Origin of the sequence: Sphingomonas sp. 8AM (assembly GCF_902506455.1) — a bacterium.
Classification (GTDB): domain Bacteria; phylum Pseudomonadota; class Alphaproteobacteria; order Sphingomonadales; family Sphingomonadaceae; genus Sphingomonas.
Genome location: NZ_LR733844.1, coordinates 2,396,062 through 2,415,102, shown reverse-complemented (window position 1 = coordinate 2,415,102; position 19,041 = coordinate 2,396,062). Strand labels below are relative to the sequence as shown.

Below are 19,041 nucleotides of genomic sequence, written 5' to 3'. Positions count from 1 at the left end.
ATGGGTATCGCGCAGACGATCAAGGCGTTCACGCTTTACGAGTTCGTGAAGGCACATGCGCTGACGCTGAAGTATTTCTTCAAGCCGAAGGCGACGATCAACTATCCGTACGAGAAGAACCCGCTGAGCCCGCGCTTCCGCGGCGAACATGCGCTGCGCCGCTATCCGAACGGCGAAGAGCGCTGCATCGCGTGCAAGCTGTGCGAGGCGGTGTGCCCGGCGCAGGCGATCACGATCGAGGCCGAGCCGCGCGATGACGGCAGCCGCCGCACGACGCGCTACGACATCGACATGACCAAGTGCATCTATTGCGGCCTGTGTCAGGAAGCCTGCCCGGTCGACGCGGTGGTCGAGGGGCCGAACCTCGATTTCTCGACCGAGACCCGCGAGGAACTGATCTACGACAAGGCCAAGCTGCTCGACAACGGCGACCGGTGGGAGCGCGCGATCGCCGCGAACCTTGCCGCCGACGCGCCATACCGGTAGGCGCTCGCGTGACATCAGGGGTCGAGATGATTTTGACGGTTTCATTCAGCGCGCGCCGCGGGCGTGCGGACGCGGGGAAGGCGCTATGATCCAGGCCATCGCCTTCTATCTGTTCGCGCTCGTCGTGCTGCTGTCCGGCGCGATGACGATCTCTTCGCGCAATCCGGTGCATTCGGTGCTGTGGCTGATCCTCGCGTTCTTCAACGCCGCCGGGCTGATGGTGCTGGTCGGTGCCGAGTTCATCGCGATGCTGCTTGTCATCGTCTATGTCGGCGCGGTCGCGGTGCTGTTCCTGTTTGTGGTCATGATGCTCGACATCGACTTTGCCGAGCTGCGTGCCGGGTTCGTCCGTTATTTCGGGATCGGGCTGGTGCTCGCGGTGGCACTGGTCGCCGAAATCCTCATTGGCGTTGGCGCATGGAGCGCGGGCGGGATCGACCTCGCGCGTCGCGCGGCGCCGACCGACCATGTCGTCCCGAACATCGTCCAGATCGGCAACCTGCTCTACACGCGCTATCTGTTCATCTTCGAGGGCGCGGGGCTGGTGCTGCTGGTCGCGATGATTGGCGCGATCGTGCTGACCCACCGCGAGCGGTCGGGGTCGCGCTACCAGAATATCGCGCGGCAGAATGCGCGCCGACCACAGGACGCGACGCGCAACGTGCGGCCGGAGATCGGTCAGGGGGTACAGCTGTGAACGCGGCCATGTCGGGGGGCGTCGGCCTCGTCCACTATCTGGTCGTCGCGGCGATCCTATTCACGATGGGCGTGCTGGGGATCTTCCTCAACCGCAAGAACATCATCGTCATCCTGATGGCGATCGAGCTGATCCTGCTGGCGGTGAACATCAACCTAGTCGCCTTCTCGGCGGCGCTGCAGGATCTCGTCGGGCAGGTGTTCGCGATGTTCGTGTTGACCGTCGCCGCCGGTGAGGCGGCGATCGGGCTCGCCATTCTCGTCATCTTCTTCCGCGGCCGCGGCTCGATCTCGGTCGACGATCCCAGCCGGATGAAGGGATAAATTCCGGTGCATTCGATCCTCTTCATCGTCTTCGTCCCGCTCGTCGCGGCGATCGTCGCCGGGTTCGCGAACAAGTCGTTCGGCGCGACTTTCCCCAAGGCGATCACGACCGGCGGGCTTTTCCTGTCGAGCGCCTTGTCATGGCCGGTGTTCATTGGCTTCCTGATGGGCAGCAGCGAGGCGTCGGTGACGCCGGTGCTGCACTTCATGACCTCGGGCACGTTCGACGTCTCTTGGGCGCTGCGCGTCGATGCGCTGACCGCGGTGATGCTGGTGGTGATCACCAGCGTCTCGGCGCTCGTCCACCTCTATAGCTGGGGCTATATGAGCGAGGACCCGGACCAGCCGCGCTTCTTCGCCTATCTGTCGCTGTTCACCTTCGCGATGCTGATGCTGGTGACCGCCGACAATCTGATCCAGATGTTCTTCGGCTGGGAAGGCGTCGGCCTCGCCAGCTATCTGCTGATCGGTTTCTGGTTCCGCAAGCCGAGCGCCAATGCCGCGGCGATCAAGGCCTTCGTCGTCAACCGCGTCGGCGATCTCGGCTTCATGCTCGGGATCTTCGGCACCTACCTGGTCTTCAACACCGTCTCGATCCCGGCGATCCTCGCCGCGGCGCCGTCGATGGCGGGGTCGACGATCGGCTTCCTCTGGTTCCGCGCCGACACGATGACGGTGCTGTGCCTGCTGCTGTTCGTCGGCGCGATGGGCAAGTCGGCACAGCTCGGGCTGCACACCTGGCTGCCGGACGCGATGGAAGGCCCGACCCCGGTGTCGGCGCTGATCCACGCCGCGACGATGGTGACCGCGGGCGTGTTCATGGTGTGCCGCCTGTCGCCGATGTTCGAGACCTCGCCGACCGCGATGGGCTTCGTGACCTTCATCGGTGCCGCGACCTGTCTGTTCGCGGCGACGATCGGCACGACGCAGACCGACATCAAGCGCGTGATCGCCTATTCGACCTGTTCGCAGCTCGGCTATATGTTTTTCGCGGCGGGTGTCGGCGCCTATGGCGCGGCGATGTTCCACCTTTTCACGCACGCGTTCTTCAAGGCGCTGCTGTTCCTCGGGGCTGGCTCGGTGATCCATGCGATGCACCATGAGCAGGACATGCGTTTCTACGGCGGTCTGCGGAAGGCGATCCCGGTCACCTTCTGGGCGATGTTGCTGGGGACGCTCGCGATCACCGGCGTGGGCATCTACGGCATCGGCGGATTCGCCGGCTATCACTCGAAGGATGCGATCATCGAGGTGGCGTGGGCCGCCGGCTCGCCGGTCGCGTCGATGGTCGGGGTGTTCGCGGCGCTGCTGACGAGTTTCTATTCATGGCGGCTGATGTTCCTCACTTTCTGGGGGGAACCGCGCTGGGCGGCGTCGGAGCATATCCAGCACGCGCTCCATGACGCGCACGGGCACGGCCATGACGATCACGCGCACGACCATGGCGACGCGCATGCGCACGGTCATGACGACGCGCATCATCCCGATCCCGCGGGCGAGGACGCCGGCCATGCGCCGCTCGTCGAATCGCGCGGGTTCAACGAGATTCCGAAGGGCACCGGCGGCTATCATCCGCACGAAAGTCCAATCGTCATGCTGATCCCGCTGATCGTGCTGTCGGTCGGCGCGGTCGCGGCCGGGTTCGTGTTCCATCGCTGGTTCATCGATCCGGAGAGCGCCGGCGGGTTCTGGAAGGGTGCGTTGTTCTTCAACGAGCATCTGATGCACGAAATGCATCAGGTCCCGCTGCTGGTGCAGCTGGCGGCAACGATCGTGATGTTGTCGGGGCTGCTGATCGCCTACCTGACCTACATCCGCTCGCCGGACGCGCCCGCGAAGTTCGCGGACACGTTCCAGCCGCTGTACCGCTTCCTGCTCAACAAATGGTATTTCGACCAGCTCTACCACTTCCTGTTCGTGCGCCCGGCGTTCGCGATCGGTCGCCTGCTGTGGCACCGTGGCGACGAGGGGACGATCGACCGCTTCGGGCCGAACGGCTCGGCGTGGCTGGTGCAGGTAGGAAGCCGCGCGGCGGTTCGTCTCCAGACCGGATATGTCTATACTTATGCTTTCGTCATGCTGATCGGGCTTACCGCCGCGATCACCTGGGCGATCGCGGGCTGAGCGGGGGAGAAGGAAGATGTCGTTCCCGATCCTTTCGCTGATGCTGGCGGTCCCCGCGGTCGCCGCCATTGCGTGTCTGTTCCTCTCCGCTCCCGCGGCGCGCCTCACCGCGCTGGTCGCGACGCTGATCGATCTCGCGCTCGGCGTGGTGCTGTGGACGTCGTTCGATGTCGGTGGCGCGCAGTGGCAGTTCGTCGAATATGCCCCGCTGTTCGGCCGTTTCGGCTGGGCGCTCGGCATCGACGGCTATGCGCTGCTGCTGATCGTGCTGTCGGTGTTCCTGATGCCGATCTGCATCGGGGCGAGCTGGCAAGCGATCGAAAAGCGCGTGCCGGAATATATGGCGGCGTTCCTGTTCACGGAGGTGCTGATGATCGGCACCTTCGCCGCGCAGGACCTGTTCCTTTTCTATATCTTCTTTGAAGCCGGCCTGATCCCGATGTTCCTGATTATCGGCATCTGGGGCGGGGCGAACCGCATCTACGCGTCGTACAAGTTCTTCCTGTACACGCTGCTCGGCTCGCTGCTGATGTTCATCGCGATGCTCTACATGAGCATCACCGCGGAAACGACCAGCATCCCGGTGCTGCTCAACTACGACTTCCCGGCGAGTGTGCAGACATGGCTGTGGCTGGCGTTTTTCGCGTCGTTCGCAGTCAAGATGCCGATGTGGCCGGTCCACACCTGGCTGCCCGATGCGCACGTGCAGGCGCCGACCGCCGGGTCGGTGATCCTCGCGGGCGTGCTGCTCAAGCTCGGCGGCTATGGCTTCCTGCGCTTCAGCCTGCCGATGTTCCCCGAAGCCTCGGCGAGCCTCGTGTGGCTGGTGTTCGGGCTGAGCGCGGTCGCGGTGATCTACACCAGCCTCGTCGCGCTGGTGCAGTCCGACATGAAGAAGCTGATCGCCTATTCGTCGGTCGCGCATATGGCGATCGTGACGATCGGTCTGTTCGCGTTCAACGCGCAGGGGATCGAGGGCGCGATGATGGTGATGCTGGGCCACGGCCTGGTGTCGGGCGCGCTGTTCCTGTGCGTCGGCGTGATCTACGACCGGCTGCACACGCGGGAGATCAGCCGTTACGGCGGGCTGGCGATCAACATGCCGCGCTATGCGATCCTGTTCCTGCTGTTCACGATGGCGTCGATCGGCCTGCCGGGCACGAGCAACTTCGTCGGCGAATTGCTGAGCCTGATGGGCACCTATCAGGTTTCGACGACGGTCGCGTTGCTGTGCACCACCGGCATCATCCTCGGTGCCGCGTACATGCTGTACCTCTACCGTCGCGTGGTGTTCGGCGAGATCAAGTCTGAGGAGGTCCGCGCGATGTCGGACCTGACCCCGCGCGAGCTGTGGCTGCTGGTGCCGATCGCGGCAGCGGTGCTGTGGATGGGCGTCTATCCCGAAAGCTTCCTCGCGCCGATGCGCAAGGATACGCAGATCCTGCTGGCGCGCATCGACCGCGCGAAGCCGGCGGGTGACTCGCTGCCGACCGCCGGAAAGGGTCGTGGGGCCACCGGGATCGTACCGGCCGCACATGCCGAAACTTCTGCGCATGGGAGCGCGCACTGATGGATTACGCCGCCAATCTGGCGATGACGCTGCCCGAGCTGGTGCTCGCGGTCGGAGCGATCGCGTTGATGCTGGTCGCCGCCTGGGGCGGTCCGACCTCGACCAAAGCGGTGTCGTGGGTGTCGGTCGCGGTGCTGGGCGGGGCGCTGATCGCGCTGACCGGCCCGGCCTCGTCCGGCGGCGATGCCTTCTATGGCCTGTACCGCGCAGATGCGTTCGCGGCTTTTGCCAAGGTGCTGATCTACGTCGGCGCCGCGGTTGCGATCCTGATGGCGCCCGACTTCTTCCGGCGCACGGCGGGTGCGGACCTGCGCCCGGAATATCCGGTGCTGATCCTGCTGTCGGCGTGCGGCATGGGGATGATGGTGTCGGCGGGCGACCTGCTGACGCTGTATGTCGGGCTCGAGCTGCAGAGCCTCGCCGCCTATGTGCTGGCGAGCTTCATGCGGCAGGATACGCGCTCGGCGGAGGCGGGTCTCAAGTATTTCGTGCTCGGCGCACTGGCGAGCGGCATCCTGCTGTACGGGATCAGCCTCGTCTATGGCTTTACGGGCTCGACGCTGTTCAACGAGATCGCGGGGGCCTATGCCGCCGCGCCGCTGACGGGCAGCGGGCGTTCGCTGGGGTTGCTGTTCGGGCTGGTGTTCGTGTTCGCAGGGCTGGCGTTCAAGATCTCGGCAGTGCCGTTCCACATGTGGACCCCCGACGTTTACGAAGGCGCGCCGACTCCGGTGACCGCTTTCTTCGCCTCCGCCCCCAAGGTGGCGGCGATCGCGCTCGCGGTGCGCGTCGCGATCGAGGCAATGGGGCCGGCCGAGGTCCAGTGGCGGCAGATCGTGATCTTCGCGTCGCTCGCCTCGATCCTGCTCGGCGCGGTCGCAGCGATCGGGCAGCAGAACGTCAAGCGCCTGCTCGCTTATTCGTCGATCAACAACGTCGGCTTCGCGCTGATCGGTCTCGCCGCCGGGACGCCGGAAGGCGTGGCGTCGGTGATGACCTATATGACGATCTATCTGGCGATGACGCTGGGTAGCTTCCTCGTCGTGCTGCAGATGCGCGACGCCGACGGGCAGCCAATCGAGACGATCGACAGCCTCGCCGGCCTGTCGCGGACGCGGCCGGGGCTGGCGGCGGCGCTGGCGATCTTCATGTTCTCGCTCGCCGGCATCCCGCCGCTGTTCGGTTTCTACGCCAAGTTTGCGGTCTTCTACGCCGCGGTGCAGGCGGGGCTGTTCCCGCTGGCGGTGGTCGGCGTCGTGTTTAGCGTAATCGGTGCCTATTATTACCTGCGTCTCGTCAAGACGATGTACTTCGACGAGCCGACGGGGGCATTTGGCGAGGGCGACAAGCTCGAGGGCGGGTTGATCGCGGTTGCGGCGGTGTTCGTCTCGCCGCTCGGCTATCTCGCCATCCCGGCGCTGTCTGCCTGGACGCTCGCTGCTGCCAACAGCCTCTTCTAAGGCGGCGGCGCTGCCCCGGATCGTAACGGTACCGGCGACCGGGTCGACCAACGCCGACCTGCTGGCGCTCGCGGAAGATCGGGTGGTCGACGAGGGGACGTGGCTGCGCGCCGAGCAGCAGACCGCCGGGCGCGGGCGGCAGGGGCGTGTCTGGAACTCGCCGGCCGGTAATCTCTCCGCGAGCACGCTGGTCGCGATCCGTCCTGACGATCCGCCGGCCGCGGGGCTGGCGTTGGTCGCCGCGGTCGCGCTGGAGGGGGCGGTGCGCGGCGTGCTGCCCGTCGCCACAGCCTTGCGGCTGAAATGGCCAAACGACCTCTTGCTGGACGGCGCGAAGCTCTCGGGCATCCTCCTCGAGCGCGGCGCGGCGCATGTCGTGGTCGGGATCGGGGTCAACGTCGCGCATCATCCGGTGCTCGGCGACCGCGCCACCACGAGCCTGCGCGCGGCCGGTGCCACAATTGATGCCGCGACGTTGCTCGACCAGCTCGCCAGGCGGTTCGCTGAGTGGCTGTCGGTCTGGCGCGGGCAGGGGATGGGACCAGTGGCCGCGCGCTGGAGTGAGCGTGCGCACCCGGTCGGTACTATGCTGAGCGTTCGGCTGCCCGACCAGACCACATTGGAAGGGCAGTTTATCGGGCTCGACGCCAGCGGCGCGTTGCTGCTCGGCTTGGCGGACGGTGCGCGGCATGTCATCCATGCCGGCGACGTGTTCGTGGTCTAGGGAGAGGAAGGCGATGCTGCTCGCGGTCGATGCCGGCAACACCAATATCGTCTTCGCGCTGATCCAGCCGGCGACGCGCGAGATTCGCGCACGCTGGCGGATCGCGACCGACCCGCGGCGCACCGCCGACGAATATGCGGTGTGGCTCAGTCAGTTGCTCCAGCTGGAGGGGTATACGCGCGAGGACGTCAGCGCGGTGATCATCTCCACGGTCGTGCCACGTGCGCTCCACAATCTCGAAGTGCTCGCCAGCAAATATTTCCGCACCGACGCACTGATCGCCGGCCGCGCGCCGGTCGATTGGCAACTATCGGTCGACGTCGACGAGCCGCGCAGCCTCGGTGCCGACCGCGCCGTCAACACGATTGCGGCGCATGCGCTTCATGCCGGCGACCTGATCGTGATTGACTTTGGGACGGCGACGACCTTCGACCATTCGGATTTCGACGGTGCCTACAAGGGCGGGATCATCGCACCGGGGATCAATCTGTCGCTCGACGCGCTGGTGATGGCTGCCGCCAAGTTGCCGCGGATCGCGATCGAGGCGCCCGCGACCGAGAGCGTGATCGGCCGTAACACGGTCGATCAGATGAACATCGGCATCTACTGGGGCTATATCGCGATGATCGAGGGGCTGGTCGCGCGCATGAAGCGCGAGATCGCGCGGCCCGTGAAGGTGATCGCCACCGGCGGCCTCGCCACGCTTTTCGAGCAACATACCGACGCGTTCGACGCGATCGAACCCGACCTGACGATCCAGGGTCTGGCGATCATGTTCGCGCGCGCCCATATTGACGCATGACCGCTTTGCCGGCGCGATCGTCCGTCTTCCATGCCTGCCGCTGTGATGCGGGCGGGCCGCGGTGCCGGCACTCAAGGGAATATAATGACACCGAAGAATAACGAGCTGCTTTTCTGCGCGCTGGGTGGGTCCGGCGAAATCGGCATGAACGTCATCCTCTATGGCCACGCCGGCAAATGGCTGATGGTCGATTGTGGCGTGACCTTTGCGGATGCGCATTATCCCGGGATCGACGTGATCCTGCCCGATCTGCGCTTCATCGAGGAGCGCATCGACGATCTGGTCGGGATCGTGCTGACCCACGGTCATGAGGACCATATCGGCGCGCTGCCGTATCTGGCCGAAGACCTCGGCGTCCCGATCTATGCCACGCCGTTCACCGCCGGACTGGTGCGCGGCAAGCTGGAAGAGGAGCGGATCGAGGATCGCGTCAAGATCCGGCTGGTCGAGGCGCGCAAGTCCTTCAAGGTTGGCCCGTTCGAGGTCGAGGTCGTGCCGCTGTCGCACTCGATTCCCGAGGCGAACGCGCTGGTGATCGGCACTCCGGCCGGCAAGGTGTTCCACACCGGCGACTGGAAGCTCGATCCGACCCCGGTGATCGGCCAGCCGGCGACCCCTGAGGAACTCGCCGAGATCGGGGCGGAGGGCATCGACGTGTTGGTCTGCGATTCGACCAATGTGTTCAATGCCGAAGCCTCGCCCAGCGAGGCCAGCGTGCGCGAAGGGCTTGCCAAGAGCGTCGCGCGCGCGCGCGGTCGGGTGGTGGTGACGACGTTTGCGTCGAATGCCGCGCGGCTCCACACGCTGGGGCAGGTCGCCGAGGAGACCGGGCGCAAGCTGTGCGTGACCGGGCGCTCGCTCGACCGGATCATCCGCGTCGCCAAGGCGACCGGCTATCTCAAGAACTTTCCGCAGACAATCGATGTCGATGCGGCGATGCGGCTGCCGAAGAACCGTGTGCTGATCGTCGCGACCGGCGGGCAGGGCGAGGAGCGCGCGGCGCTGGCGCGGATCGCAGCGGGCAATCACCCGGTCGCGCTCGACATGGGCGACATGGTGATCTTCTCGGCGAAGCAGATCCCCGGCAACGAGGTCGCGATCGGGCGCATCCAGAACCAGCTTGCTGCCAAGGGCGTCGAGATGGTGACCGAAAAGCAGGCGCACGTGCACGTTTCGGGGCACCCCGGACGGCCGGAGCTCGCGAAGATGTACGGGTGGCTGCGCCCGACCTCGCTGATCCCGGTACATGGCGAGATGCGACACCTGATGGAGCATGCGCGTTACGGGCTGTCGCAGGGGATCGCCAACGCCGTGGTGCAGACTAACGGCGACATGGTGCGGCTGGCACCGGGGGCTCCGAAGAAGATCGGCAACGTGCCGGTCGGTCGGCTGGTGCTCGACGGTGACGTGATCCTGCCGGCGGATGGCAGCACGATCAACGAGCGGCGGCGTGTGGCGGTCAACGGCCAGATCTCGGTCGGGATCGCGGTCGATCGCAACGGTCGCGCGGGTGGCACCCCGGAGGTGCGCGTGCAGGGCGTGCCGGTCGAGGAGGAGCGCGAGCCGTTCCTCGCCGAAGCGATCGAGGCAGCGGCCGAGGCGATGGCCGGGCGTCCGCGCGATCGCGAGCGGCTGCGCGAGGACGTGCGGATGGCGGTGCGCAAGGTCGCGACGCGATGGACCGGCAAGAAGCCGATCGTCGATGTCGTGATCGTGCAGGTCTGACCGGCAGCACAGAGGGAGGACCGGGATGCGCTGGACATCGCTGCTGGCGATCTACATCCTTTTCTGGGCGTTCTCGGTCTTTCTGGTGCTGCCGTTCGGGGTACGTACTTCCGCCGAGGCGGGGGAGGCGCACATGCCCGGCACCGCCGAGAGCGCGCCGCACGAATTCTCGCTGAAACGGGTCATCGTGCGGACGACGATCGTTGCCACGGCGCTGTTCGCGCTGTTCGTCGCCAACTATGAATTCGGCTGGGTCACGGCGCAGTCGCTCGACGTCATGGATGTGGCGAACGCAATCAACTGACGCGGGTTGTGGCGGCGCAGCGCGGGGCGGCGCAGGGGATGATGATGACCGACGCCAGTGATCCGCGCCTCGTCGACGATGCCGGCCATGTCTGGCCGCGGCTGTCGCCGCTCGCAACCGGCGTACGCGGCTGCTGCCCGCGCTGTGGGAAGGGGCCGCTGTTCCGTGGCTTCCTGTCGATCCGGGAGTGTTGCCCGGTATGCGGGCTTGATTATTCCTATGCCGATCCGGCGGACGGGCCGGCGGTGTTCGTGCAATTGTTCGCGTGCCTGCCCGGCGTGATCTTTACGCTGATGTTGCAGATCCTCGCCGATCCGCCGTGGTGGATGCATGTGCTGGTCAGCCTGCCGGTGCTGCTGGTCAGCACCGTGCTGCCGCTGCGGCCGATCAAGGGCTGGCTGGTGGCCAGCCAATTCTACTTCAAGGCACGCGAAGGGCGGCTGGTGAAGGAAGAATAAGCGCGGGCTCGGCCGGGTTCATCATTGCGCGAAGCGCGAAGCGACCCGGTGACGGACGGAGCAGGACGCGCTGAATTGCTTTGCTACGCTCGCAAGGATGGAGCTTTCGCCGCCCCGCTCACCCTTCCAGCGGGTAGAGCGCCGCCGCGATGCGGCGTTCCTCCGCGCGCAACACACCCCAGGCGCGCGCCGCGGCGCGGCTGTCCATCGCCTCGATTCCGATCCCGCGCTTCTCCAGCGCGGCGACGAGCGCGCGCGGCGGACGACGAAGGTCGGCGCCGGTGCCGAGCAGCACGAATTCGATCGAATCACTCAGCAAGGGCGCCAGCGCGGCTTCATCAAGTGTGTCGAACGGCGGCGGTGTCCAGCCGTCGGCGCGCGCCGCGGTGAGCAACAGCGCCGGATAGACGCCCATCGTCCCGTCGGGCGCATCGACCTTGAACCCGGCCGGGCCGAAGCCGCGCACCAGCGGGCCTGCGGCGTCGCGCTCACGGTCCATCCTCATCGTGCGTGCTCCCCGGCGCGGGTCAGGCGCGCGGCCCGACGCGCTCCGCATTATCGGCGATGCTGTTGCCGCGCGCCGGCTTCTCGTTCTCGGGCTGCGCACGCAGGCCGAGCGAAATGAGCAGCGATGACGAGACGTAGATCGACGAATAGGTGCCGACGATGATGCCCAGCGTCATCGCGGCGGTGAAGCCGCGCAGCACGTGCCCGCCGAGGAACAGCAAGGCGAGCAGCGCGAGTAGGATCGTCACCGAGGTCATCACCGTCCGGGGAAGGGTTTCGTTGACCGACAGGTTGATGATCTCGCGCATGTCCATCTTTCGATAGCGGCGCATGTTCTCGCGGATACGATCGTCGATCACGATCTTGTCGTTGATTGAATATCCGATGATCGTCAGCACCGCGGCGACGATGTTCAGGTCGAACTCGAACTGGGTCAACGCGAAGAAGCCGAGCGTCATCAGCAGATCGTGGACGATCGCGACGATCGTCGAAACGCCGAACTGCCATTCGAAGCGGAAGATTGCGAACAGGCCGATGCCGAGGATCGCAAGCACCACCGCGAGCACGCCGTTGCGGATCAGCTCGCCCGACACCTTGCCCGACACGGTCGAGTAGCGGCGGAACTCGGTGCCCGGGAACGCCTTCGCGAGCGCACCCTCGATCTTGCGGACGGCGGTGTTGGTCGCGCCCTCGTCGCCGCCTTGCTGGACGGGCAGGCGGATCGTGATGTTGCGCTTGTCGCCGAACGGCTGCAGCGCGGCCTCGCCGACGCCTTGCGCATCGACGACTTCGCGGACGCGGCCGAGGTCGGGCGCCTGCGCGAACCGCTCCTCGATCATCAGGCCGCCTTCGAAATCGACGCCGAAGTTCAGGCCCTTGTAGAGGGTCAGCCCCACCGCGAGCACGCTGAGCAGCAGGGTCAGGCCGAACGCGAGCCCGCGCAGCCGAACGAAGTCGATATTGGTGTCGTCGGGGACGAGCTTGAGCAGTTTCATGACGGCCTCGCCGCCCCGGCCGCGGCCGGGGTCCGGTTAGGGGAGAGAAGGGACGGGGCGATCATATGTTGATCGTCTTCGGCTTGGTGCGGCGCAGCCAGCCGGCGACCAGCATCCGCGTGAAGGTGACGGCGGTGAACACACTGGTGGCGATGCCGATCAGCAGCACGACCGCAAAGCCCTTCACCGGGCCGGAGCCGAGCACGAACATGATAATGCCCGAGATCGCGTGCGTCACGTTGGCCTCGAAGATCGTGCGGCTGGCCTCCTTATAGCCCAGCTCGACCGCCTGCACCACGTTGCGCCCGCGATGGCGCTCCTCACGGATGCGCTCGTTGATCAGCACGTTGGCGTCGACGGCGGTACCGATCGTCAGCACGAAACCCGCGATGCCGGGCAGCGTCAGCGTTCCCTTGAGCAGCGCCATCACGCCGAGGATGACGAACACGTTGATGACGACTGCAAGGTTCGCATAGACGCCAAACCGGCCGTAGGTGACCAGCATGAACGCGACGACCAGCGCGACCGCAACCGCGGAAGCGAGGATGCCGGCGCGGATCGAGTCGGCGCCGAGGTCCGGCCCGACCGTTGATTCCTCGACGATCTTCAGATCGACCGGCAGCTTGCCCGAGCGCAGCGCGATCGCGAGCTGGTTGGCGCTCTCGACCGTGAACCCGCCGTTGATCGCCGCGCGACCGCCGATGATCGGTTCGTTGATGTTCGGTGCCGAGATCACGCTGTTGTCGACGATGATCGCGAACGGCTTGCCGACGTTTTCCTGCGTCGTGCGCGCAAAGCGGCGGCCACCCTGGCTGTCGAAGGTCATCGACACCTGTGGCTGATTGGTCTGTGGCTCAAACTCCTGCCGCGCGTCGCTCAGCATGTCGCCGGTGATGATCGCCTGCCGCTTCACCGCGATCAGCGGGATGCCCGAGGGATTGTTCGGATAGGGCAGGATCTGGTCGCCAGCCGGCGCCTGACCCTTGGCGAGCGCCTGCGGGTCGGCGTTGACGTCAACCAGCTTGAACTCGAGCTTGGCGGTCTTGCCGAGCAGGTCCTTGAGCGCCTGCGGGTCCTGAAGACCCGGTACCTGCACGACAATCCGGTTGCTGCCCTGCCGGACGATCGTCGGCTCGCGCGTGCCCATTTCGTCGATGCGGCGGCGCACGACCTCGGTCGCGTCGCCCATCGCGGTCTCGACCGCCTGCTTCAGCCCCTCGGCGGTCGGCGTCAGCACGAAGCGGCTGGTGTCGACGACCTGGATGTCCCACTGGCGCTGCCCGGTCATTCCCGCGCCGGTGCCGGTGATCTGGAGCAGCCGTTCGCGCGCGGCGTCGACTTGCGCGGGATCGCGCAGCAGGAACGACAGCTGTCCGCCGCGGCTGGAGATTTCGCCGATCTCGATCCGCGGGTTCTGGCGGCGCATTTCAGTCTGCACCTGTTCGCGCATCGCCTCGACGCGAGTCGCGGCGACGTCGTTGGTATCGGCCTCGAGCAGCAGATAGCTGCCGCCGGCCAGATCCAGCCCCTTGTTGACGCGAGGAAGGTTGATCCCCCACGACTGCGTCACGCTCTCGGGGATGAAGGTCGGGATCGACAGCGACACCAATGCCGCGAGCAGCAGCCAGATGCCGGCGACCTTCCAGCGGGGAAAGTCCAGCATGTCAGTCGTTCGCCGGCTTGCCGCCGAGCGGCGTGACCTCGGCGAGCGTCGCCTTGACGACGCGCACGCGAGTGTTAGGCGCGATCTCGACCTCAACGGCATCATCCTCGACGCGCGTCACCTTGCCGATCAGCCCGCCGGCGGTGACGACCGAATCGCCCTTCTTCACGCCGGCGACCGCGGTCTGGAGCGACTTCATGCGGCGCTGTTGCGGGCGGATCATCAGGAAATAGAAGACGACGAAGACGAGGAGCAGCGGCGCGAAGCTGATGAAGCCGGCAAGGCCGCCGCCCTGGGCGGCGCCGCTGGCGGTCTGCGCATAAGCGGGAGAGATGAGCATCGGTTTCCGTGCATGACCGTTGGGCGGCCGGGATACGGCCGCGCGAAGTCGCTGCCGCTATCATTGCGGCGCCTTGCACGCAACATGCGGCCAACCCGCTTGCATCGCGCCGCGACCGGGCGTAGAGGCGCCCCCTCGGTCGGGGCGTAGCGCAGCCTGGTAGCGCATCACACTGGGGGTGTGGGGGTCGCAGGTTCGAATCCTGTCGCCCCGACCAATCATTTACAATCGCATGATTTTCGTTCCGTCGCCTCGCTGCGGCTGGTACGATCCGTGTTGCACCGTTCGGCGCGACTCCGGGCCTCCTGCCCCGCCGCCCGCGCATCCGGCGCGTGGAGGTTAGATGGCGCCAGCCGCGGAACCCGTTCTCGCTCCCAGCGCGGATCACGCGCGCCCGCCGCCATGAGCACGCCGTCCGGCCCCGCCCCGCCGCGGGTGACGATCGACCGCAGCGATCCCGTGCATCGCCGGCTGGAACAGCTCGCCCCCGGCCTTGCCGTGACGATCGGATTGCACAGCCGACGCTTCACGCCGCGCGTCGTCCGCTCCCGCCGGGAGATCGTCCACGATGGCGAAACGGTGAGCGGCGTCTGGATGCTGCGTGCTGGCTGGGCCGCGCTCATGCGTCACTTCGCAGACGGCCGGCGCCAGATCGAGCACCTGCTTCTGCCCGGCGACCCCCTGCCGCTCGATCGCGACTCGCCCTATCCCGCGACGATCATGGCACTGACGCCGGTGACGCTGGTCGACGTCGAAGGGCCGTGGCTGGCGGACGCGACGCTGCTCGACCTCGCGCTGCGGCGGCATACGATGGCAACGGTCCATCACCTGCTCGACGCTACTGCGCGGCTGGGGCGGCAGGTGGCGATCGAGCGATTCGCGCATCTCTTGCTCGAGCTGCGCGACCGGCTGCGTGCGGTCGGGCTGGCGAGTGATACCCATTTCCGGATGCCGCTGACGCAGGAGATGCTCGCCGACACGCTGGGGCTGACCAGCGTGCATGTGAACCGCACGCTGCAGATGATGCGCCAGCAACAGCTGATCGAGCTGGCCGGGCGGGCGGTGACGCTGCTGTCGCCGGGCGAGCTGGCGCGAATGGCGGATTATCCGTCGCCGCCCGCTCCCTTGGTCGCTATGCGCTGAGCGATGGACGACGCGGCAAGGAAGCGTGCACCGCGCTGGTTCCGTCTGGCGGCGCTGGTGCTGATGGCGTGGGGGATGACGGGGGTCGCGGCCTGCGTCAGCCAGTTAACGCAGGGTGCCGACGCGATGGGTGCGGCGAGCGATTACGACCGCGCGCTGTTCGCGAGTCTGCCGCTCTGGTACCGCGCCGATTATGCGATCGCGACCGCCACAATGCTTGCGGGGGCGGTGGCGTTGCTGATCCGCTCGCGCCACGCGGTCACGCTGCTGACGGTGTCGCTGGTAGCGGTGCTGATCCAGTTCGGCTGGATGTTCGCGATGACCGACATTCTGGCGGTGAAGGGGCCGTACACGCTCTACTTCCCTTTGCTCATCATGGCGATCGGCGCGCTGGCGCTGCAACTGGCGCATGTCGCACGCCGACGCGGCTGGATCGTTTGACGCGCGTGGCGTAGCAAAGCGCGATGTCCACGACCTTCACCATCGACACCGCCACCAGCCGCGCGACTCCGGTCGCCGCGCCGATGAAGCGGCTGACCGTCCCGGCGATCCGGGCGCGCAAGGCGGCGATCGCGGCCGGCAAGGGCGAGCCGCTTGTCATGCTGACCGCCTATACGGTGCGGATGGCGCAACTGATGGACCCGTATTGCGATCTGCTGCTGGTCGGCGACAGTCTCGGGCAAGTGATCTACGGCTTGCCCTCGACGGTGCCGGTCACGCTCGAGATGATGGCGGCGCACGGCGCGGCGGTGGTGCGCGGCAGCCATCATGCGACGGTGGTGATCGACATGCCGTTCGGCAGCTACGAGGCGTCGCCGGCGCAGGCATTCGAGAGTGCGGCGCTGTTGATGAAGCAAACCGGTGCGGCGGCGGTGAAGCTGGAGGGCGGGATGGCCATGGCGCCGACCGTGCAATTCCTGTCGGAGCGCGGCATCCCGGTCGTCGGGCATATCGGACTCACGCCACAGGCGGTGAACGCGCTGGGCGGCTATGGCGCGCGCGGGCGCAGCCCGGCCGAGGCGCGCAAGATCGTCGCCGACGCCCGCGCGGTCGCCGGGGCGGGCGCCTTCGCGCTGGTGATCGAGGGCGTCGTCGAGCCGATCGCGGTCGAGATCACGCGCACGATCGACATCCCGACGATCGGCATCGGCGCCTCGGCGAGCTGCGACGGGCAGGTGCTGGTCACCGAGGATATGCTGGGGCTGTTCGAGCGCACGCCGCGCTTCGTCAAGCGGTATGGCGACATGGCGACCTTCGTTGCCGAGCGGGCGGAGCGATATGCCGCCGAGGTTCGCGCGCGTGCCTTCCCGGGACCGGAGCAATTGTACCCGCCCAAGGACTGACCTCATATCGACATCATCCCGGACCTGATCCAGGATCCTGCTTCTCACCCGGCTGCAAAGAAGCGAGGCCCCGGATTAAGTCCGGGGCGACGAACCAAGCGATTCCTTAACCGAAGCCAGCCCTTTCGTTTATCCCGGCGAACCGCTACACGCCGGGCGTTTTTCCGTGAAGCCCGGAGTATTCGGTGGCCCTGACGCCGCAAAACAATGAAGCGTTCCTGCGCGAGGTCGACGACGAGCTGCGCCGCGACCAGGCACTGCACGTCTGGCGCCGCTACGGCGTCGCGCTGATCGTCGCCGTCGTTGTCGCGCTTGCGGCGTTCGGCGCCTATCTGTTCTGGCAACATCGTCAGGAACAGGCCGCCGGGCGCGAGGGCGAGCAGTTGCAGACCGCCTATGACGCGCTCGCCGCCAACGACACCCGATCGGCCGGCGACACGCTAGCAACGCTGACGCAGTCGAAGCGCGACGGTTACCGTGTGCTGGCCACGTTCACGCAGGCCGATGTGCTGCTCCAGAAGAACGACCTGAAGGGCGCGGCGGCCAAGTTCGCCAGCATCGCCCAGGACTCGTCGGTGGCGCAGCCGTTTCGTGATCTCGCGCTGATCCGTCAGACCAGCGCCGAATTCGACACGCTCAAGCCCGACGTGGTAGCGGAGCGGATGCGGCCGTTGGCGGTCGCGGGCAATCCGTGGCTGGGCAGCGCGGGCGAGCTGATGGCCGCCGCCTATCTGCAACAGGGTCGTCGCGATCTGGCCGGGCAGGTCTTCGCACGCATCGCCGCAGACACGCAGGTGCCATCCTCGCTGCGTCAACGTGCGGTTCAGATGGCGGGCGTATTGGACGAAAAGGCGACGCCTGCGTCGCCGACGGCCGCCGGTGCCGCTGTTCCGGCCAAAAACGAAGGTAACACGACGCGATGACGACACGGGTGGCGACCGGCCTGGCGCTCGCCGCGCTGGTGGGGCTGAGCGGCTGCGGCATCTTCAAGGGCGGGCCCAAGAAGACCCCGACCGTGGGGCAGCGCGTTCCGATCCTGATGTCGGAGAATCAGGCGACGGTCGACAAGGGGCTGGAGAACGTTCCCGTGACGCTGCCGGTGGGCGTCGCCAATGACGCCTGGACGCAGCCGGGGGGCAACGCCGCCAAGTCGATGGGCAATCTGCTGCTCGGCGCGGCGACCCCCGCGAAGGCGTGGACCGCGCAGATCAACGGCGGCACCAACCGCGCACGCCTCGCCGCCGGACCGGTGGTCGCCGACAACAAGTTGTTCGTCGTCGACGTCGATGCGACGTTGCACGCCTTCACCGCCGATACGGGCGCGAAGCTGTGGACGCGCGTGCTGCCCGACAATGACGAGAACAAGAACGCGCGCTTCGGTGGCGGCGTCAGCTATGACGACGGCAAGCTGTATGCCACCGACGGGCTCGGTGACGTTGTCGCGGTAAACGCGGCGGATGGCGCGGTGCTGTGGCGCGCAAAGCCGGGCGGGCCGCTGCGTGGCGCGCCGACGGTCGCCAACGGCCAGGTCTATGTGCTGAGTCAGGACAATCAGATCTTCGCGCTCGACCAGGGCGACGGCAAGGTCGTGTGGACGCAGTCGGCAAGCCTCGAGACGCAGGGCGTCTTCGGGGTCGCCGCGCCGGCGGCCAGCTCGGGGACGGTGATCGCCGGTTTCTCGAGCGGCGAGCTGAACGCCTATCGATACGAGAATGGCCGTACCTTGTGGCAGGATGCGCTCTCGCGCACCTCGATCACCACGTCGGTTTCGAGCCTTGCGGACATCGACGCCGATCCGGTGATCGACGATGGCCGCGTCTATTCGATCGGTGAGGGCGGCCGGATGGTCGCGCTGGAAATCGCGACCGGTCAGCGGGCGTGGGAGCAGAATCTCGCCGGTATCTCGACGCCATGGGTGGCGGGCGAGTGGATCTTCCTCGTCACCGACGACGCGCGGCTGGTCTGCCTGTCGCGTGCCAACGGCAAGCTCCGCTGGATCAGCCAGCTGCGCGCATTCAAGAACGAGGAAAAGCGCAACGATCCGTACAATTGGTTCGGGCCGGTGCTGGCCGGCGACAGACTGTGGCTCACCAATTCGCGCGGTGATCTGGTCGCGACGTCGGTGACCGACGGCAGCGTGCAGACGACGATTCAGGCCGGCGATCAGTTCTCGATGGCGCCGATCGTCGCCAACCAGACGCTCTACACGCTCGACGAGAAGGGCGTGATCACCGCCTGGCGTTGATGCGTCGTGGCGGGCGTCGCGAAGCAATCCGAGGCGTCCTGATCCAGTGCCGGATTGCTTTGCGACGCTCGCAATGACGAGCGTAAGGTGCTGACGTTGCTTGTTCCGCTGTGTGACGGCGGCGCGGGGTAA

20 protein-coding genes and 1 tRNA gene are annotated in these 19,041 nt (G+C 66.6%); 17 read left to right on the top strand and 4 right to left on the bottom strand.

The window, feature by feature from the left end:
* From nuoI to BACI71_RS11260, 11 genes are all read left to right on the top strand, one after another.
* On the top strand, window positions 1-486 hold the full coding sequence (gene nuoI / locus BACI71_RS11310; RefSeq protein WP_159758670.1) for an NADH-quinone oxidoreductase subunit NuoI: 486 nt from the start codon (window positions 1-3) through the stop codon (window positions 484-486).
* Window positions 487-571: 85 nt separating this feature from the next.
* Window positions 572-1,183 (top strand): NADH-quinone oxidoreductase subunit J, encoded by a 612-nt coding sequence (locus tag BACI71_RS11305; protein ID WP_159758668.1) that lies wholly within the window; start codon window positions 572-574, stop codon window positions 1,181-1,183.
* 8 nt (window positions 1,184-1,191) lie between these two features.
* A complete protein-coding gene (gene nuoK / locus BACI71_RS11300; protein ID WP_037489584.1) occupies window positions 1,192-1,506 on the top strand; it encodes an NADH-quinone oxidoreductase subunit NuoK in 315 nt (104 codons plus the stop codon).
* A gap of 6 nt (window positions 1,507-1,512) precedes the next feature.
* Window positions 1,513-3,630, top strand: coding sequence for an NADH-quinone oxidoreductase subunit L (gene nuoL, locus BACI71_RS11295; protein ID WP_159758666.1), 2,118 nt, complete (start codon window positions 1,513-1,515; stop codon window positions 3,628-3,630).
* Between the two features lie 16 nt (window positions 3,631-3,646).
* A complete protein-coding gene (locus BACI71_RS11290) occupies window positions 3,647-5,200 on the top strand; it encodes an NADH-quinone oxidoreductase subunit M (protein ID WP_159758664.1) in 1,554 nt (517 codons plus the stop codon).
* A complete protein-coding gene (nuoN, locus tag BACI71_RS11285) occupies window positions 5,200-6,660 on the top strand; it encodes an NADH-quinone oxidoreductase subunit NuoN (RefSeq protein ID WP_159758662.1) in 1,461 nt (486 codons plus the stop codon). Before BACI71_RS11290 ends, nuoN begins: the two co-directional genes overlap by 1 nt.
* Entirely contained in the window at window positions 6,623-7,384 is a 762-nt protein-coding gene (locus BACI71_RS11280) for a biotin--[acetyl-CoA-carboxylase] ligase (RefSeq protein ID WP_328804090.1), read from the top strand. Before nuoN ends, BACI71_RS11280 begins: the two co-directional genes overlap by 38 nt.
* Before the next feature lie 13 nt (window positions 7,385-7,397).
* On the top strand, window positions 7,398-8,186 hold the full coding sequence (locus tag BACI71_RS11275; RefSeq protein WP_159758660.1) for a type III pantothenate kinase: 789 nt from the start codon (window positions 7,398-7,400) through the stop codon (window positions 8,184-8,186).
* 84 nt (window positions 8,187-8,270) lie between these two features.
* Window positions 8,271-9,911, top strand: a complete 1,641-nt coding sequence (locus BACI71_RS11270; protein WP_159758658.1) for a ribonuclease J — start codon at window positions 8,271-8,273, stop codon at window positions 9,909-9,911.
* A gap of 25 nt (window positions 9,912-9,936) precedes the next feature.
* The gene (locus BACI71_RS11265; RefSeq protein WP_159758656.1) at window positions 9,937-10,215 is read left to right on the top strand and encodes a DUF1467 family protein; all 279 of its coding nucleotides are present in this window, start codon (window positions 9,937-9,939) and stop codon (window positions 10,213-10,215) included.
* A gap of 44 nt (window positions 10,216-10,259) precedes the next feature.
* Window positions 10,260-10,673 carry a DUF983 domain-containing protein gene (locus tag BACI71_RS11260; RefSeq protein WP_159758654.1) on the top strand — a complete coding sequence of 138 codons (414 nt, stop codon included), beginning with the start codon at window positions 10,260-10,262 and terminating at the stop codon, window positions 10,671-10,673.
* A gap of 118 nt (window positions 10,674-10,791) precedes the next feature.
* Here BACI71_RS11260 and BACI71_RS11255 read toward each other — a convergent pair whose 3' ends face one another.
* The 4 genes from BACI71_RS11255 to yajC form a co-directional block, all read right to left on the bottom strand.
* The gene (locus BACI71_RS11255) at window positions 10,792-11,178 is read right to left on the bottom strand and encodes an Mth938-like domain-containing protein (protein ID WP_159758652.1); all 387 of its coding nucleotides are present in this window, start codon (window positions 11,176-11,178) and stop codon (window positions 10,792-10,794) included.
* A gap of 22 nt (window positions 11,179-11,200) precedes the next feature.
* Entirely contained in the window at window positions 11,201-12,175 is a 975-nt protein-coding gene (gene secF, locus BACI71_RS11250; RefSeq protein WP_159758650.1) for a protein translocase subunit SecF, read from the bottom strand.
* A 61-nt stretch (window positions 12,176-12,236) separates the two neighbouring features.
* The gene (gene secD / locus BACI71_RS11245) at window positions 12,237-13,838 is read right to left on the bottom strand and encodes a protein translocase subunit SecD (protein WP_159758648.1); all 1,602 of its coding nucleotides are present in this window, start codon (window positions 13,836-13,838) and stop codon (window positions 12,237-12,239) included.
* A 1-nt stretch (window position 13,839) separates the two neighbouring features.
* Window positions 13,840-14,178, bottom strand: a complete 339-nt coding sequence (yajC, locus tag BACI71_RS11240; protein ID WP_159758646.1) for a preprotein translocase subunit YajC — start codon at window positions 14,176-14,178, stop codon at window positions 13,840-13,842.
* Between the two features lie 140 nt (window positions 14,179-14,318).
* Between yajC and BACI71_RS11235 the strand changes: the two genes are divergently transcribed.
* The 6 genes from BACI71_RS11235 (at window position 14,319) to BACI71_RS11210 (ending at window position 18,909) form a co-directional block, all read left to right on the top strand.
* A tRNA-Pro gene (locus BACI71_RS11235) sits at window positions 14,319-14,395 on the top strand.
* A 185-nt stretch (window positions 14,396-14,580) separates the two neighbouring features.
* Window positions 14,581-15,321, top strand: coding sequence for a Crp/Fnr family transcriptional regulator (locus tag BACI71_RS11230; RefSeq protein ID WP_159758645.1), 741 nt, complete (start codon window positions 14,581-14,583; stop codon window positions 15,319-15,321).
* Between the two features lie 3 nt (window positions 15,322-15,324).
* Complete coding sequence (locus BACI71_RS11225) at window positions 15,325-15,762, top strand: hypothetical protein (RefSeq protein WP_159758642.1); 438 nt, start codon at window positions 15,325-15,327, stop codon at window positions 15,760-15,762.
* Between the two features lie 23 nt (window positions 15,763-15,785).
* A complete protein-coding gene (gene panB, locus BACI71_RS11220) occupies window positions 15,786-16,664 on the top strand; it encodes a 3-methyl-2-oxobutanoate hydroxymethyltransferase (protein WP_159758640.1) in 879 nt (292 codons plus the stop codon).
* 185 nt (window positions 16,665-16,849) lie between these two features.
* On the top strand, window positions 16,850-17,587 hold the full coding sequence (locus tag BACI71_RS11215; RefSeq protein WP_159758638.1) for a tetratricopeptide repeat protein: 738 nt from the start codon (window positions 16,850-16,852) through the stop codon (window positions 17,585-17,587).
* Window positions 17,584-18,909, top strand: a complete 1,326-nt coding sequence (locus BACI71_RS11210; RefSeq protein WP_159758636.1) for a PQQ-like beta-propeller repeat protein — start codon at window positions 17,584-17,586, stop codon at window positions 18,907-18,909. Before BACI71_RS11215 ends, BACI71_RS11210 begins: the two co-directional genes overlap by 4 nt.
* Window positions 18,910-19,041: the final 132 nt, after the last annotated feature.